The following is a 14,639-nucleotide window of genomic DNA, read 5'->3' on the forward strand; positions in this document are numbered from 1 at the left end:
GAGGGATGACATGGCAGTGGCAATGTTCATGAAGGTCGACGGCACGACGGGCGAATCGGCCGACGACCAGCATCAGGGTTGGAGCGACATCCAGTCGTTCTCGTGGGGCGCGAGCCAGCCCGCCGCGATGGCGGTGGGCGGCGGGGGCGGCACCGGCAAGGCGAGCTTCAGCGATCTCGTCGTGGTCGCGTACATGGACAAGGCGGCCCCCGCGATACTCAAGTGCTGCGCAAGCGGCAAGCATCTCGACAAGGTCGAGATCTCGTCGTGCAAGACGGGCGGCACGCAGATCGAGTTCTCGCGCGTGACGCTCGAAGAAGTACTGGTCACGTCCGCGCAGGTTGCGGGCACCGATCCTGGCGACACGGCGGAGAGGCTGCTGATGAACTACGCGTTCCAGGCGGCGCGTGTGAAGAAGCAGTACTGGGAGCAGAACGCCAACGGCGGCAAAGGCGCTGAGGTGACGATGGGCTGGGACGTCAAGAAGAACAAGGAAATGTAGGGGGAACGCGCCATGTTTAGCGAAACCGACGACGTACCGCCGGCACCCGCATACGGGCCGGGCCGGCGCGGCGCGCGCGACCGGCTTCAGCCCGCGTTGCTCGACCGGCTCACCGACAACGCGCCGCACGAGCACGCGGAAGCCCTGCCCGCGCACTGGATCGACGAAAGGAGGCTGCGCGCGGCCGTGCTGCGCGATCTCGGCTGGCTCTTCAACAGCGCGAATGGGCTGGGCGAAATCGATGCCGCCGTGTATCGCGAGGCGGCCAGCTCGGTGACCAACTACGGCATACCCTCGCTGGCGGGCACGCAGATGTCCGGCATCGATCTCGCCGGGCTCGAAGCGTCGATTCGCGAGGCGATGGTCCGCTTCGAGCCGCGCTTTTTGCCCGGCAGCATCGACGTGCGATGCGTCACCGACGCGCGCGCCCTGCATCACCAGAACCGGCTGACGCTCGAGATTCACGCGACACTCTGGTCGGTGCCTTATCCGCTGGAAATCCTGCTGCTGTCCGATCTCGATCTCGAATCGGGCGTCGTGTCGCTGCGCGAACGCACGGGGAGCGTGGCACATGGATGAGCGGTTTCTCGACTACTACAACCGCGAACTGAGCTACATGCGGCATCTCGGCGGCGAGTTCGCGCAGCAGTTTCCGAAGATCGCCGGAAGACTCGGCATGCACGGCATCGACGTGGCCGACCCGTACGTCGAACGGCTGCTCGAAGGCTTCTGTTTTCTCACGGCGCGCGTGCAGATGAAGATGGACGCGGAGTTTCCACGCTTCTCGCAGCGCCTGCTCGAAGTGGTCTATCCGAACGCGCTCGCGCCGATACCGGCGATGGCGATCGTCCAGATGACACCCGAACTGAACGAAGGCAGCCTTGCACGCGGCTTTGCGATGCCGGCGGGCACGGCGTTGCAGGCGCGTGTGGCGAGCGGCGAGCTGACGCCTTGCGAATTCCGCACGGCTCACGATCTCGTGCTATGGCCGCTCGCGATACGCGCGGTCGAGATGACGGGCGTGCCTCTCGATCTGCCCGTGGATGCTTCATTGCGCACGCGCGCGAGCGCCGCGCTGCGCATCCGGATCGACGTGACGGGCGGTGCGCGTGCGAACGAGTTGCCGCTCGACCGGCTGACGTTCCATCTGTCGGGAGCGGAGTCTCAGGCGGCGAGGCTGCTCGAACTGGTGACCTGTCATGTCGCGGGCGTGCTGGTTCATGCGCCGGGCGATCGCTCGCGCGCGGTCGTGCTCGACGCGGATGCCGTCGTCCATGAGGGCTTCGAGCCGTCGCAGGCGATGCTGCCGAACGACGGCCGGACCTTCGAGGGCTATCGGCTGTTGCAGGAATACTTTGTGTTTCCCGCGCGCTGCCTGTTCTTCAGTATCAGTGGGCTGCGGCGTGCGCTCGCGCAGTGTTGCGGAGATACATTCGAATTGACGCTGCTATTGGATCGCGACGATGCAGCGCTCGCCGCACGGGTCGATACGCGCGATGTCGCGCTCCATTGCACCCCCGCGATCAATCTCTTTCCGAAGCGCACCGATCGCATTCCCGTCACTCCGCGTACCCATGAATATCATCTCGTGGCCGACCGCTCGCGGCCGCTCGATCACGAAGTCTATGCCGTCACGCGCGTCAGCGGGCATCGAACGGGCGATGCGGGCGATTGCGAGTTCCATCCGTTCTATGCATCGTTCGCCCGTGGTGATGCCGATCGCGACCGCGATGACGGCGCCGCTTACTACTCGGTGCGGCGCGAGCCGCGTGTCGCGTCCGCGCAGATGCGGGCGAATGGCGCGCGCACGGGCTATCCGGGCACCGAGGTGTTCGTCTCGCTCGTCGATCGCAAGCATGCGCCGTTCGACGAGCGCGTGAGGCATCTGTCGGGCGATACGCTGTGCACGAACCGCGATTTGCCGTTGCTGCTGCCGCTTGGCGGCGCGAGCGATTTCACACCGAAAATTTCGGCGCCCATTGCACGCGTCAAGGTGCTGCGCGGTCCGTCGCGGCCACTGCCGCCGCTCGCGCAGGACGCTGCCGTGTGGCGGCTGATCAGCCATCTCGGGTTGAACTACCAGCCGCTCGCCCGCATCGACGACGAAGACGGTGCACGCGGACTGCGCGAACTGCTGGCGCTGTACGCGCAGCACGGCGACGCCGCCATGCGCAGGCAGGCGGAAGCAGTGCAGCGGCTTGCCTGCGAGCCCGTTTACCGGCGTCTGCCTGAACGCGGTCCGATCGTGTTCGGCCGCGGCGTGCGCGTGACGCTTACCGTCGACGATCAGGCGTTTGCGGGAGCAAGCCCTTATATGCTGGGTGCCGTACTCGAACAGTTCTTTGCGCGGCATGCGTCGATCAACGCCTTTACCGAGTTCGCGCTGCATTCGCCGCAGCGGGGCGAGCTTGCGCAATGGCCCGCGCGTGTCGGGCGAAGGCCGTCGATATGACACGCCGCGATCTGCCGTTGACCGCCAACGTCCGATGGGACGCGTTCTGGAGCCGGCTGCGCGCCGCGCCCGAACAGCACGATCTGTTCGAGACCTTGCGCTGGGTCGATGCGCTGTCCGATGCCGTCGCGCTCGGACGCGCCGCGCATCCGGGCGACGAACCGTTGCGGCTCGGGGAGGAGCCTTCGCTGGCGTTTGCGGCATCGATGCTGGCCGCCGTGCGCGATGAAGACGCGTTGCCGCGCGTGACCGTCAACGGGTTTGGGCTGTTCGGACCGAACGGGCCGCTGCCGCATCATCTGACGGAATACACGCATGAGCGCGTCAATGCGCACGGCGATCGTTCGATGAGCGCATTCGCGGACTGGTTTCATCATCGGCTGATCCTGCTGTTCTATCGCGCATGGGCCGACGCGCAGCCCGTCGTCGGTCATGACCGTTCCGGTGTCTCGCGCTTCGACGGCTACGTCGCGAGCCTGATCGGGCGCGCAAATGGCCAACCCGGCGCGCCGGGCACGCGCGGTCCGGCTCATGCGCAATGTTTTCACGCGGGGCATTGGGTCCGGCAGACGCGCAACCCGGAAGGTCTCGTGCAGTTCCTGCGGCGCGAGTTCGGCGCGCCCGCACGCATCGTCGAGCATGTGGTGCATTGGATGCCGATCGATGCGCCCTTGCGCACCACGCTGCACGGCGCGCGTCCGACGCAGCGGCTCGGTGAGAGCGCAATGCTGGGCCGCGCGGTTCGCGACGGGCAGTCGCGCTTTCGCATCGTGCTCGGTCCGATGCTGCTCGAAACCTATCGCACGCTCCTGCCGGGGGGAACGAATGCGCCGCGCGTCGCGCGCTGGGTGCGCGAGTACGTCGGTAGTGAGTTCGCGTGGGAGTTGCGGCTGGAGCTTGCCGCCACGCAGGTGCCTGCGTTGAGACTCGGCGCTCGCGAGGGAATCGGCCGAAGCACGTGGCTGGGCGTGCGGCGCGATTGCGCGCCCGCGAACGATGTCGTGATCGACCACGACGTCGTCGAGCGTGCACAGCGCGAAGCGACGCGTCCGGCGGCCGACGCGCGGATCTGATCAGGGGAGTGTTTCGTGTCACGCATATTCACACTGGACAGCCCGCTCGGCGACAGCCTGAAGTTTCGTCGCCTGAGCGGCGACGAGGAACTCGGCCGGATGTTCGAGTTTCGCATCGAGGCGCTGGCCGACAGTCACAGCCTGTCGCTGCACGCATTGCTCGGGCAGTCCGTTACCGTGCGCATCGAGCAGCAGGGGAGCGCGACCCGCTATCTGAACGGTCTCGTCGCGCGCGCCGCATTGGCGGGGCGCGATGCCGAACGCCACTACTGTTATGAACTCGTGGTGCGGCCGTGGCTCTGGCTGGCGACGCGCCGCGCCGATTGCCGGATCTTCCAGATGCGCAGCGTGCCGGAGATCGTGCAGGAAACGCTGGCGCCTTACGGGTTTCAGATCGAGAGCCGGCTGAGCGATCAGTACGCGCCGCGCGAGTATTGCGTCCAGTACAACGAAACCGATGCGGATTTCGTGTCGCGGCTGATCGAGCAGGAAGGCATCTACTACTACTTCGAGCATGCGTCCGGCAAGCACACGCTGGTGCTGTGCGACGCGATGGCTTCACATCGCGCGTTGCCCGGCTACGCGACGATTCCTTATGTTGGACAGGACCGCGCAGCCATCGCGGACGAGGAGCATATCGACAGCTGGGTGCCCGCGAAGGAAGTCAATCCGGGCCGGCACGAAGCGGGCGACTACGATTTCACGAAGCCGCGCGCCGATCTTTCCGTGCGTCGCGCCGATCCTCGCGGGCACGATCATGACAGCCTCGCTGTCTACGAATGGCCGGGCGGCTATCGCGACGACGCGCATGGCGAGCGCTGCAACCGTGTGAGGCTCGAAGAGCTGCAGGCGGAGCACGAGCGCGCGGCAGGTCACACCGATGTGCGCGGCGCCGCGCCGGGCTACCTGTTCACGCTGAAGCACTGCCCGCGCGAGGACCAGAATCGCGAATATCTGATCGTGCGTTGCTGGTATCGCTTCGAAGAGAATGCCTATGCGAGCCACGACGGCGACGAAGTGCGGCACGACACGCAACTCGTCGCACAGCCCGCGAGCCTGCCGTACCGCTCGCGGCGCACGACGCCATGCCCGCGCACGAGCGGTCCGCAAACCGCCGTCGTCACGGGACCGCAGGGCGAGGAAATCTGGACTGATCAGTACGGGCGCGTGAAGCTCCAGTTCCATTGGGACCGCTATGGGCATGGCGACGAAAACACTTCTTGCTGGGTGCGTGTCTCGTCGCCCTGGGCGGGCGGCGGCTTCGGCGGCGTGCAGGTGCCGCGCGTCGGCGACGAAGTGATCGTCGATTTTCTCAATGGTGATCCGGATTACCCCATCGTCACCGGCCGCGTCTACAACGCCGACCGGATGCCGCCGTGGGCGCTTCCCGTGAGCGCGACGCAAAGCGGCATCCTGTCGCGCTCGACGCCAGGCGGTTCGAGTGCGCATGCGAACGCGCTGCGCTTCGAAGACCGCAAAGGCGCCGAGCAGTTCTGGATGCATGCGGAGCGCAATCTCGACATCGAAGCCGAACAGGACCATACGGCATTGATCGGCAGGGACCGCACGCAGACCATCGGGCGCAACGAGACCGTCAACGTGCAGAACGATCGCGCGAAGCAGATCGGCAGCAATGAGACGGTCAGCGTCGGGCAGCATCGGACAGCGCAGGTCGGCGGGAACGAGAGCCTTGCCGTCGGAGGCGACCGCTCGTCGGAGGTCGCGCAGAACGAGACGGTTTCCGTCGGCGCGAACCGCTTCGTCAGCGTTGCAGGCAACCACACGGAAACAGTGGCTGTCGCGAAGGCTGAAACGATCGGTGCGGGCAAGGCGCTGACGATCGGCGGTCTATATCAGACGACCGTCGCGGGCGCGATGAACACGTCGGTCGGACTTGCGCATGTCGATGAAGTCGGCCTTGTGCGCACGACGGTGATTGGGCTCGATCACAACATGAGCGTCGGCGGCTCGCAATCGTTCAGTGTGGCGAACGACCACGCCGTTCAGGCGGACGGGCAAGTCCAGATCGTCGCGGGACAGCAGCTCAGCCTCGTGTGCGGCAAGTCGAGCATCACGATGGACAGCGCCGGCAACGTCACGATCCAGGGCGTGGACGTGAAAGCCGTCGGTTCGTCGAGCCATAGCATCGTGGCGTCCACCGTCAGTTCGTCGGCGAGCGGCGAGCATACGATCGAAGGCGCGCTGCTCAAGCTGAACCCATAGCGAGCGAGGCATGGACAACTGGCAACCGGACAATCCCGTCGAACGACGCCTGATGCTCGCGCATGAGGACTGGCTGTGTTTCGCGCGCGCCCGCGATGCGCGCGTCATGATCTGGCAAACGGACGAGACCGATGCGCAGATCGTCCAGCTCTATTTTCAGGGGCAGCAGGACGTCGGCTGTTGTGTGTTCGACATGCACGATTCCTTCGTCGATGGAAGCCAGTATTCGCGCATGCTCAGTCAAGAAGTGATCCGCTTCTATGACGCGCGGCGCGAAGCGTCCGCTGCGCAAGGCATGCGAGCCGACTGGCAAGCGCCGCGAGAAGATGCATCGTTTGCGGCGGGCCAGGCGCGAGACGCGGCGACGGGTTATCTGCTCGCGGTGCTCGGCAGCCTGATGGACCATCATCCGGATGTATTTCCGGGCATCGTGCTGGTCCTTCAGCCTGACGAAGTGAGCGACCATGCCGCACTGGAGCACTGGCTGGAACATCTGCTGCAGGCGCTGAACCGGTTGCCCGCGCTGAGCGGACGCTTGCGTATCGTGCTGCCTGCAATCGATCCGGAGCCGTTTGCGCGGCTCGCCGCACGCCGGCCGGCCGCCGTCCGGATCATCCACGGCCGATATGCGATGCAAGGGCTTGGGCGAGAACTGCTCGCGCAGTCGGGCGAGCGCGGTTCGAGCGGCGGGTTCCGGCGTCTGTTCGTCGAACTGACCGAGGCCGTCGGTCATGGTGATCCGGCGAAGCTCGAATTGTTGCGCGCGGCGGCATTGCAGATCGCGCAGGCCGAGCGCTGGCCTGATCAGGTTGTTGTCGTGCATCTGCTGGCGGCATCCGCGCATCTGAAGCGGCATGATTTCGACGGCGCGCTGGCGGCCTATCGCGAGGCGGGCGCGGCGGCCTCGCAGGCGGTCGCGCAAAACCATCCCGCGGGCCATAAGCTCGCCGTCAACGCGCTGTTCGGCGAGGCAAGCGTGCATCTGATGAGGCACGCGCACCCTTATGCCGCCCAGTGTTATGAACGCGCCGCTGCCGCGGCGGCGGCGGCGCGTGATCCCGTTCTCGGCGTCGAGGCGTGGCGAATGAGCGCGCTGTGCTGGCATCGTTCTGGTGAGCGCGACCACGCGCTGGAGGCGGGATTCCACGCGCTGGATGCCGGGCTCGGCATCGAAGCGTCGCAACGCGCGAACAGCAATCTTCGGCTCGCGGCCGAGTGGATGATCCAGCACACAGGCGCATCCGGCAGACAGCGACGCGAACTCGACGAGCGGTTCGACGTGCTTTTTTCCGACGGCTGAACCAGGAGCAGGGGAGAAACACGGCGATGGCATTGCCCGCAGTCAGGCACCTCGATCCCGTTATCGGCGTGGACGTGCACAGTGTCGTGATCGCGCCCGAGCCTGTGCCTGTGCCGCTGCCTCATCCGCATGTCGGCTTCGTGCTCGATCTGCGCGAATACGTGAACGCGGCGCTCGGTGTGATCGGCAGCATTGTGTTCACGTTTGTCGAAGAACGGGTGACCGACTACCTCGAAGATCATCCCGATACGGCTCGGCAACTCACCGATACGCTCGATCATGCGGGCAAGGAACTCGCGAGCGTGCAACAGAAGCTCATGAGCAACTCGCTGATTGCGGGCGCCGCCGCACTCGATGAAAAAGAAGGCGCAGTGGCTAACGCATTAGGCGCAGGCGTCGGCATGGGCAGCACGAGGGGGCGTCCGATTTTCGTGAACGGCCTGCTGCGCGCAACGGCAGGCACGCACACGTTTCATGTGCCCGGCTTGCACTTTCCCCTAGGCGAGGCCTTCGGAGCACCCGATCCGAAACCGTCCAACGACGCGGAATCCTACATGGGCAGCCGGACCGTGGTGGCCAACAACGACCCGATGTCGTTCATGGCCTTGCCGGCGATGAGCTGCTGGAGTGTTGGGCTCGAGCCGCCCGCGCACAACGGCGCCCATACGACGCGCACTCACCTGTCAATGCCGACATCGGTGATGCTGCCGATCCCTGCCGGGCGGCCCGTACTGGTGGGCGGCCCGCCCGTCATGAACATGTTTGCGTTCGGCTCGGCGCTGTTCAGGGCGTTCCGCGGCTCCGCTTTCGCCCGCAAGCTCGCGGACAAACTGCATCTGAAGTCCGGGTTTTTGCGTTGCAAGGTGCTGGAGGCCGAGCCCGTGGACGTGACCACGGGCGAGGTCATCGTTCAGCAGCAAGACTTCACTGTGTATGGCCGACTGCCGTTAGTCTGGGCTCGCTGTTACGCGAGCCGTTGCACGTATGCCGGTTCGTTCGGCACCGGCTGGCAGACACCCGCCGATATACGGCTCGAACTGATGCGCCATGAGGAAGCAGTGGGCGCGGCTGCCTACTTTCCCGATCATGCGACGGCATTCGATACGCTGCCCGACGGCATCGGCTGGGATAGTCGTGTGTATGACTGGCAAAACGGCTACGCGCTGTACCGTCTCGAGAATCGCCTGGTGTTGCGCACGCGCAAGGGCATCGAATACGGATTTGCGTTGCCTGAATCATGCCAACGTACTGTCGACTTGCGCAATTGCGTCGAGCCGCTGGAACTCCTGATCGACCGCATGGCGGATCTCTATGGCAATGCATGGGTGTTCGAGCGGCAGCCCGACAGGACGCTGACACGTGTCGTCGAATGGAAACGCGACGTCGTTACGAAACGCGTGATTGAGTGCGGCACCGGGCGCGGGCCGCGCGCCGGGTTGCGGAAAGCGCTGAACCTGATCGATGCGGACGGCCGCGCGCATTCTCTTGTCAGCTACGAACTCAGCCCGGAGCGCAACCTGACTGCAGTTAGCGACGCAAACGCACAGCCGTATTGCTTCGAGTACGCCAACGGGCACTTGATGGTGCGCCATACGAGCCCGCGCGGCGATTCGTTCTACTATCACCATCAGTATGATAACGGCGTGTGGCAGGTCGATCGCGCATGGGGCGACAACGGCGTGCTCGACTACAGGTTCGCTTACGATCGCGCGCGTCGGGAGGTGCGGATCACCGATTCGCTCGCGCATATGACGGTCATGCAACTCAACGAACGCGACATGCCAGTGGCGCGGATCGATCCGCTTGGCGGCGTGTCGGGCTACAGCTACGACGCGTGGGGGCACACGAGTTCCGAAATCGACCCGACAGGCCGCATTACGCGGTGGCAGTACGACGCCTGCGGCAATCTGCTCGCGCAGACGCTGCCCGATGGCAGCCGGGTGCAGCTCGAATACGATGGCGAACAGAGACCCGTCTGCATGACGGTGCCGGGTGGCCGGCAGTGGCGACTCGAATGGAATGCGCAAGTCAGGCTGCTCGGGCAGACGAGCCCTGCACAGGCGACCTCGCACTATGCGTATGACGCACATGGACAGTTGATCTCGCACACGGGACCTCGTGGGGCCGTGACGCGCTTCGACTACGATTGCGACGGCAACCTCGAACGGGTCACGGATGCGCTGAATCATCGCCATCAGTACGTGCATGATGCGCGCGGCAATCTGATTCAGGCCATCGATCCTCTCGGTCAGACGAGCTGCTACGAGTACGACCACAACCTCAGGCTGACGCGGGCGATCGAACCGGATGGGCGTGAGGTTCATTGCGGCTATGACGCGGACGGCAATCTGATTCGATATCGTGATCCGGCCGGCAACGTGACGCAGATGGAATATACGTCGCCAGGGCAGATTTGCAGGCTTCTGACGCCCGATGGCAATGTCGTCGAATACAGATACGACACAGAAGCGCAGCTGGTTGGCGTAATCAATGAGTGCGGTCAGCTCTATGAGTTGAGACGCGATGCCCTGGGGCGAATTGTCGAGGAGATCGATTACTGGGGCCAACCTCGGCGCTACGATTATGGAGCGGCAGGCGAACTGCTGTGCAGTAGCGATGCTTTGGGGCAGACGATCCGATACGTCTACGACGCGCTGGGACGTCTTGTGCGAAAGAACGTGCCGGACGCGCAGCAGCCAGGCGGAATACGCGTCGACGCATTGACTTACGATCGCAGTGGCAACCTGATCCGGGCGGAGAATCCGGACAGCGTGGTCGAAATGCGCTACGACGCGGAAGGACGGATTGTCGAAGAAAAGCAGGGTGACGCGTTCACGATTTTCAGTAGCTACGACGCAACCGGCAATCGCACCGAGCGCAGAACCCGGCTCCTTGCTGGAGGTGAAACTGTCGAACACACGGTTCGCTATTCGTATGATTCGCGCGATGACGTGAAGTCGATTCAAATCGACGACGCCGCACCCGTGGTTTTCGAGCGTGATCCGCTCCGGCAAGTCCGCGTGGAATATATTGGCGCGGAGTTGCGGCATGAGATTTCATACACAACGGGTGGTCAGCTTGCCACACAGACGTTGCTGTCAGGCACCGGCGCGCTCTTTGCGCACGAGTACACATACGATCCGAACGGTGAACTGTCAGGCAAGCGCGATCTGCGTGGAAACATCGAGCGATTCCAGTACGACCCGGTGGGACGTTTGACCGCTCATCTCGACCCGACCGACACGCTGCACCCATTTTTGCGTAGCCCGGCGGGCGATCTGCTGCGCACGCGTATTCGTGAGCGCGGTGCCGCGAATACGTGGCACCGCGACGGAGAATACGACGGCTGCTTCTACGCGTTTGATCGCGCTGGCAACATGGTTCGCAAGCAGGACGCCGAACAGGACCTGACGCTACGATGGGACGGCGCCGGCCAGCTGGCCGACGTGCAGGTGATCCGGCCCGCTACGGACGGCACAGCCGGCGGCGTTGTCCGCGTTCAGACGCACTATGCATACGATGCCTTCAACCGGCGGGTACGCAAGACGGTGCATGCCGGGCACGGCACGAACCCGTTCGCGAGTGGGCATGCCGATTCTTCATTCTCACTGTCGCACGCGAGTCGCTTCTTCTGGGACGGCGATACGCTCGTGGGCGAATCTACGACGGACCATGACGGACGACATGCGCCGCAGCCTTCATTGTCGGGTCGAGCCTGGGCGGGCGCGGGTCCTGGATCGCGCGTTTGTCACGCGCGTGAATGGGTCTATTATCCGGGCACGCTCCGGCCGCTCGCGGCAATGTATTGCGATCTTTCGGCGGAACCGACAGAGATGCAGGCGGCACGCGGCTTAGGGAAAGGAGTGGCTGCCGTATATTTTTTCCAGACCGATCCGAATGGCGCGCCGGTACGCATGCACGATCGGGATGGAAACATCGCATGGGCAGCGCGCTTTGGTGCAACGGGCTGTGTCGATAGTATCGAAGTCGAGCGGGTGCAGCAGCCGATCAGGCTACAGGGTCAGTACTTCGACCATGAGTCGAACCTGCACTACAACCGGCATCGGTATTTCGATCCGTCAATTGGACAGTTCATTAGTGAAGATCCACTTGGCCTGGTAGGCGGACTGAATCCATTCAGCTATGGGCCTAATGTCCTTGCGTGGATAGACCCGTTGGGGCTGGAATCTCTCTTGCGATTCGCAAACAGATTGCGATCTGCAGGGAAGACGAGTGGTGCCGTATCGTTTCTGTCGATTGGAACGACGACTTTTAAAGGTGTGAGCGGGAACGTGCGTCCGGCGGACTATCATCCGCAACTAAGGCGCGTACTCGACGAAATAAAGCATTCGCACGTGGTTGAAGATTGGCACGGATACTGTGCCGAAGTCGATGCGATCAACAAGGCGTTGAAGGCCGGCTATTCGTTGAACGGAGCGACGATAAAGACGCTCAACGTGACGGTCGACAAGAGACATGGCAAGGTCAAGGCCGTATGCAAAACATGTGAACCGTTGACTGAATTTTTTGGAATTATCCCGGAATATCCCCCTGTGGAATAACATGAAACCCGACACCCGGCTGGACGTTGCCTTGCGAAATGTCGTCAACGAACATGTCGACAACAATAGCGAGTATTTTTATCAGCAAGTCATGATTTGCATGGTAAAGCTGTCCGCACTGTTCATCGATTCTGCGGGTCCTGCCGTGAAGGAAGCGGCTTCCGTTGCCGAAGCGTTCTGGTCAGAATTTGTGCCGTTCGAGAACTTCCCTACATCGGCAATCAACGTGGAGTATGCATCGATGTCGAGGTTTATCGACGCAGGCGGACCTAGGGATGAGCATCTGCACGCACGTGCCGTTCGACTCATGTTGAGGAAATACGATGTCGACCATCTCGACTCGAACATCGACGTGTTTCCATTGTTCGTCGATTACCTGATCAAAATGGGTTGCAGTCGGGAAGCGATCACAGACACCATTGAACGGTGCTTTTTCGGGCATCAGGAGAAGTGGTAACTCGATGCGACCCGGGTCTAGACCTATCGTTCGGTCGTGGACCTGAGCCGGGAAACTTGGACGATGCCCAAGACGTTCGCGCGACCTGTCTACCGTTAGCGTGCGCCACGGGATCGCGAGCAGCTTGCCGCCGATACCGAGAAAGCCGCTGCTTGCCAGCACCGCGTACGCTATACGGCCGGAGCGCACGTCGAGCACGATCTCCTTGATCATGCCGACGACGTCGCCGTCCGCGCTCTTGAATACACGAAGACTTCACAGATTCAAGGCCATTCAGGCGATCGTCGAGATGGGGCTCAAGCCTGTACGTCAGGCCGAGCGGCTGATGACGCTCTTCCAGGGGGCCGTTGTCATTGCTGCATTCGCGCGACGAACGAATGATATAACTGCAATTGTTATCGCGCCAGAAACATGACCCCTTGCGGGTCGTAGCGGGATATAGCCGATCCAGGGAGCACGGCAATGAAGATCCAGTATTTCCTTGTGGCGGCGGCCGTCGCCATGATGACCTGCCCGGCATTTGCCCAGCCAGAGACGTCTGTGGAGATCAGAAAGGGAACAGACAAGACCACCGTGATAGGAACGTCAACGGTCATTGCCACGGTCGTTGCCATTGAGCCGGCGACCCGGACCGTCACGCTCAACGACAAGAACGGCCGGGTCGAGGTACTTAAGGCGGGCGAGCAGGTGCGCAACTTTGATCAGCTCAAGGTTGGCGATGTGATCACTACCCAGCATCGGGTCACGATGTCGCTGAGTCTCACAAAATCAAGCGGCGTGCGGTCTACCCAGGAGCGGCAGATCTTACTGCCGGCCGCGTCCGGGACCAAACCCGGGGGCACAATCAGTCGTGAAGTGACGGTAGTGGCCGATGTTGTTGCCGTTGATGCAAAGGGGAAACAGATCACAATAAAAGGGCCGCAAGGCACGGAGAATGTGTTCGTGGAAGACCCCGGGCAGTTGAAGAACATACGCGCGGGTGATCAGGTTCAGATTGTGCATACCGAAGCGGTTGCGATAACCGTCATGCCCGGAACGAGCAAGTAGTCACCGGCAGAATTCACATCTCGCTTTGCAGCCATTCTCACAACGCGAGGCGAGCTGCTGACGGCCATATTTTCTCGCTATCTGACCAATTCCGTCGGGCCAAGGACGAGATATTGCAACAGACGCTTCCTCGAACCAGAGGATAATTTAGCAGTGACGGTCATCATCGGGTGCAACTGCCCCACGCGCGGGTGCGGGGCTGACGCGACTGCCGACGATTCCATTAACCATCTCCGACGTCGATCCGTCGGGACTCACGCGTGACCCCTGACTGAGGTGCCTACCAAAAGATTCACTACATCACACATCGGGCATGCGGGATGCTGCTATTCAGACGCAGTTCTGAAACCCGCATGGGGCTGTTTCGGAACTGTCAGCGCGGCGCCTTGTACGGACAGCGCCGAACTGTATACAGAGCCAGGCGTCTTCAGAAGTGCCAGCAGCGGGACGTCTGGCTTCTTTTTCCGCCATCGCCATCATGCCATCTGATCGGGGCGCGCAGTCCTGGTGGTGTCCGCCAGCCTGAATCAGACAAAGCACGCGATCAACACGGTCCCGACCTCAATATCCTGCTGCGTGTCGCCGAAGTCTGCAAGCTCGACATGAAGGTCGATGGCGGCAAGGTCGTTGAATACCGCGCGCGAGTGTCCTTGTCGTTCAAGTACGAAACCTGAGCGGTTGACTTGCGGACTGGAGTGGAAAGCCCGCATAGACGAGGCTTTGCTCGTCAGAAGGTCAGCCTCCGGCAACGACCATCGATCGTTTGCTCTGGAGCGTACGCAGGGCTGCCGATACACAAGGTGGCGCGTCTAGCCTAACCGGGTTTCGATTGAGCGGTCGTGCGCCGCGCACGGCGACGAAGTCGGCGCCCCGGCGCTTGTCCTGCGTGGCAGTGGCTCACCTTGCGGCATTTGCGTCGAGGTCTTCGCGGACGGCTCCAATTCGAAACTGATCTCGTTTGGCGAGATCAGCCACGGCGTTCATGTCAACGCGAGTCCTCGGACGGTGCAATTACAGGTTTTT

Annotated in this window: 10 protein-coding genes and 2 pseudogenes; 11 read left to right on the top strand and 1 reads right to left on the bottom strand. The window is 62.8% G+C overall.

Translation table 11 applies throughout. From position 1 onward, the window contains the following. The first annotated feature begins 10 nt into the window (after window positions 1–10). The 8 genes from H1204_RS45210 to H1204_RS45245 are packed head-to-tail and all read left to right on the top strand — an operon-like array spanning window position 11 to window position 12,569. The gene (locus H1204_RS45210; RefSeq protein ID WP_180735464.1) at window positions 11–502 is read left to right on the top strand and encodes a type VI secretion system tube protein Hcp; all 492 of its coding nucleotides are present in this window, start codon (window positions 11–13) and stop codon (window positions 500–502) included. Window positions 503–514: 12 nt separating this feature from the next. Beyond that, window positions 515–1,081 (top strand): type VI secretion system baseplate subunit TssE, encoded by a 567-nt coding sequence (gene tssE, locus H1204_RS45215; RefSeq protein ID WP_180735465.1) that lies wholly within the window; start codon window positions 515–517, stop codon window positions 1,079–1,081. Next, the gene (tssF, locus tag H1204_RS45220) at window positions 1,074–2,954 is read left to right on the top strand and encodes a type VI secretion system baseplate subunit TssF (RefSeq protein WP_180735466.1); all 1,881 of its coding nucleotides are present in this window, start codon (window positions 1,074–1,076) and stop codon (window positions 2,952–2,954) included. The genes tssE and tssF overlap by 8 nt, the downstream gene beginning before the upstream one ends. Continuing rightward, a complete protein-coding gene (gene tssG, locus H1204_RS45225; protein ID WP_243469016.1) occupies window positions 2,951–4,027 on the top strand; it encodes a type VI secretion system baseplate subunit TssG in 1,077 nt (358 codons plus the stop codon). Before tssF ends, tssG begins: the two co-directional genes overlap by 4 nt. A gap of 15 nt (window positions 4,028–4,042) precedes the next feature. Next, complete coding sequence (gene tssI / locus H1204_RS45230; RefSeq protein WP_180735468.1) at window positions 4,043–6,250, top strand: type VI secretion system tip protein VgrG; 2,208 nt, start codon at window positions 4,043–4,045, stop codon at window positions 6,248–6,250. A 10-nt stretch (window positions 6,251–6,260) separates the two neighbouring features. Beyond that, the gene (locus H1204_RS45235) at window positions 6,261–7,550 is read left to right on the top strand and encodes a hypothetical protein (RefSeq protein WP_180735469.1); all 1,290 of its coding nucleotides are present in this window, start codon (window positions 6,261–6,263) and stop codon (window positions 7,548–7,550) included. A gap of 26 nt (window positions 7,551–7,576) precedes the next feature. Beyond that, a complete protein-coding gene (locus tag H1204_RS45240; RefSeq protein ID WP_180735470.1) occupies window positions 7,577–12,112 on the top strand; it encodes an RHS repeat-associated core domain-containing protein in 4,536 nt (1,511 codons plus the stop codon). Window position 12,113: 1 nt separating this feature from the next. Next, window positions 12,114–12,569 carry a hypothetical protein gene (locus tag H1204_RS45245; RefSeq protein WP_180735212.1) on the top strand — a complete coding sequence of 152 codons (456 nt, stop codon included), beginning with the start codon at window positions 12,114–12,116 and terminating at the stop codon, window positions 12,567–12,569. 75 nt (window positions 12,570–12,644) lie between these two features. Here the strand turns inward: H1204_RS45245 and H1204_RS45250 are convergent. Then, a pseudogene (locus H1204_RS45250) lies at window positions 12,645–12,782 on the bottom strand (PRC-barrel domain-containing protein); the annotation flags it as partial. Between H1204_RS45250 and H1204_RS45255 the strand changes: the two are divergent. From H1204_RS45255 to H1204_RS45265, 3 genes and pseudogenes are all read left to right on the top strand, one after another. Continuing rightward, window positions 12,781–12,984 (top strand): hypothetical protein, encoded by a 204-nt coding sequence (locus H1204_RS45255; protein WP_180735471.1) that lies wholly within the window; start codon window positions 12,781–12,783, stop codon window positions 12,982–12,984. The pseudogene H1204_RS45250 and the gene H1204_RS45255 overlap by 2 nt on opposite strands. Window positions 12,985–13,031: 47 nt before the next feature. Beyond that, window positions 13,032–13,616, top strand: a complete 585-nt coding sequence (locus H1204_RS45260) for a hypothetical protein (RefSeq protein WP_180735472.1) — start codon at window positions 13,032–13,034, stop codon at window positions 13,614–13,616. Between the two features lie 572 nt (window positions 13,617–14,188). Further along, a pseudogene (locus H1204_RS45265) lies at window positions 14,189–14,290 on the top strand (dodecin domain-containing protein); the annotation flags it as partial. Window positions 14,291–14,639 lie beyond the last annotated feature (349 nt).

The sequence above is a fragment of the Paraburkholderia sp. PGU19 genome (genome assembly GCF_013426915.1).
Lineage (GTDB): Bacteria > Pseudomonadota > Gammaproteobacteria > Burkholderiales > Burkholderiaceae > Paraburkholderia.

What these genes read in the sequence shown, in the direction of transcription:
- H1204_RS45210 (WP_180735464.1), top strand. Translation starts at nt 11, where the DNA reads ATGGCAGTGGCAATGTTCATGAAGGTCGACGGCACGACGGGCGAATCG.
- tssE (WP_180735465.1), top strand. Translation starts at nt 515, where the DNA reads ATGTTTAGCGAAACCGACGACGTACCGCCGGCACCCGCATACGGGCCG.
- tssF (WP_180735466.1), top strand. Translation starts at nt 1,074, where the DNA reads ATGGATGAGCGGTTTCTCGACTACTACAACCGCGAACTGAGCTACATG.
- tssG (WP_243469016.1), top strand. Translation starts at nt 2,951, where the DNA reads ATGACACGCCGCGATCTGCCGTTGACCGCCAACGTCCGATGGGACGCG.
- H1204_RS45235 (WP_180735469.1), top strand. Translation starts at nt 6,261, where the DNA reads ATGGACAACTGGCAACCGGACAATCCCGTCGAACGACGCCTGATGCTC.
- H1204_RS45240 (WP_180735470.1), top strand. Translation starts at nt 7,577, where the DNA reads ATGGCATTGCCCGCAGTCAGGCACCTCGATCCCGTTATCGGCGTGGAC.
- H1204_RS45245 (WP_180735212.1), top strand. Translation starts at nt 12,114, where the DNA reads ATGAAACCCGACACCCGGCTGGACGTTGCCTTGCGAAATGTCGTCAAC.
- H1204_RS45255 (WP_180735471.1), top strand. Translation starts at nt 12,781, where the DNA reads ATGCCGACGACGTCGCCGTCCGCGCTCTTGAATACACGAAGACTTCAC.
- H1204_RS45260 (WP_180735472.1), top strand. Translation starts at nt 13,032, where the DNA reads ATGAAGATCCAGTATTTCCTTGTGGCGGCGGCCGTCGCCATGATGACC.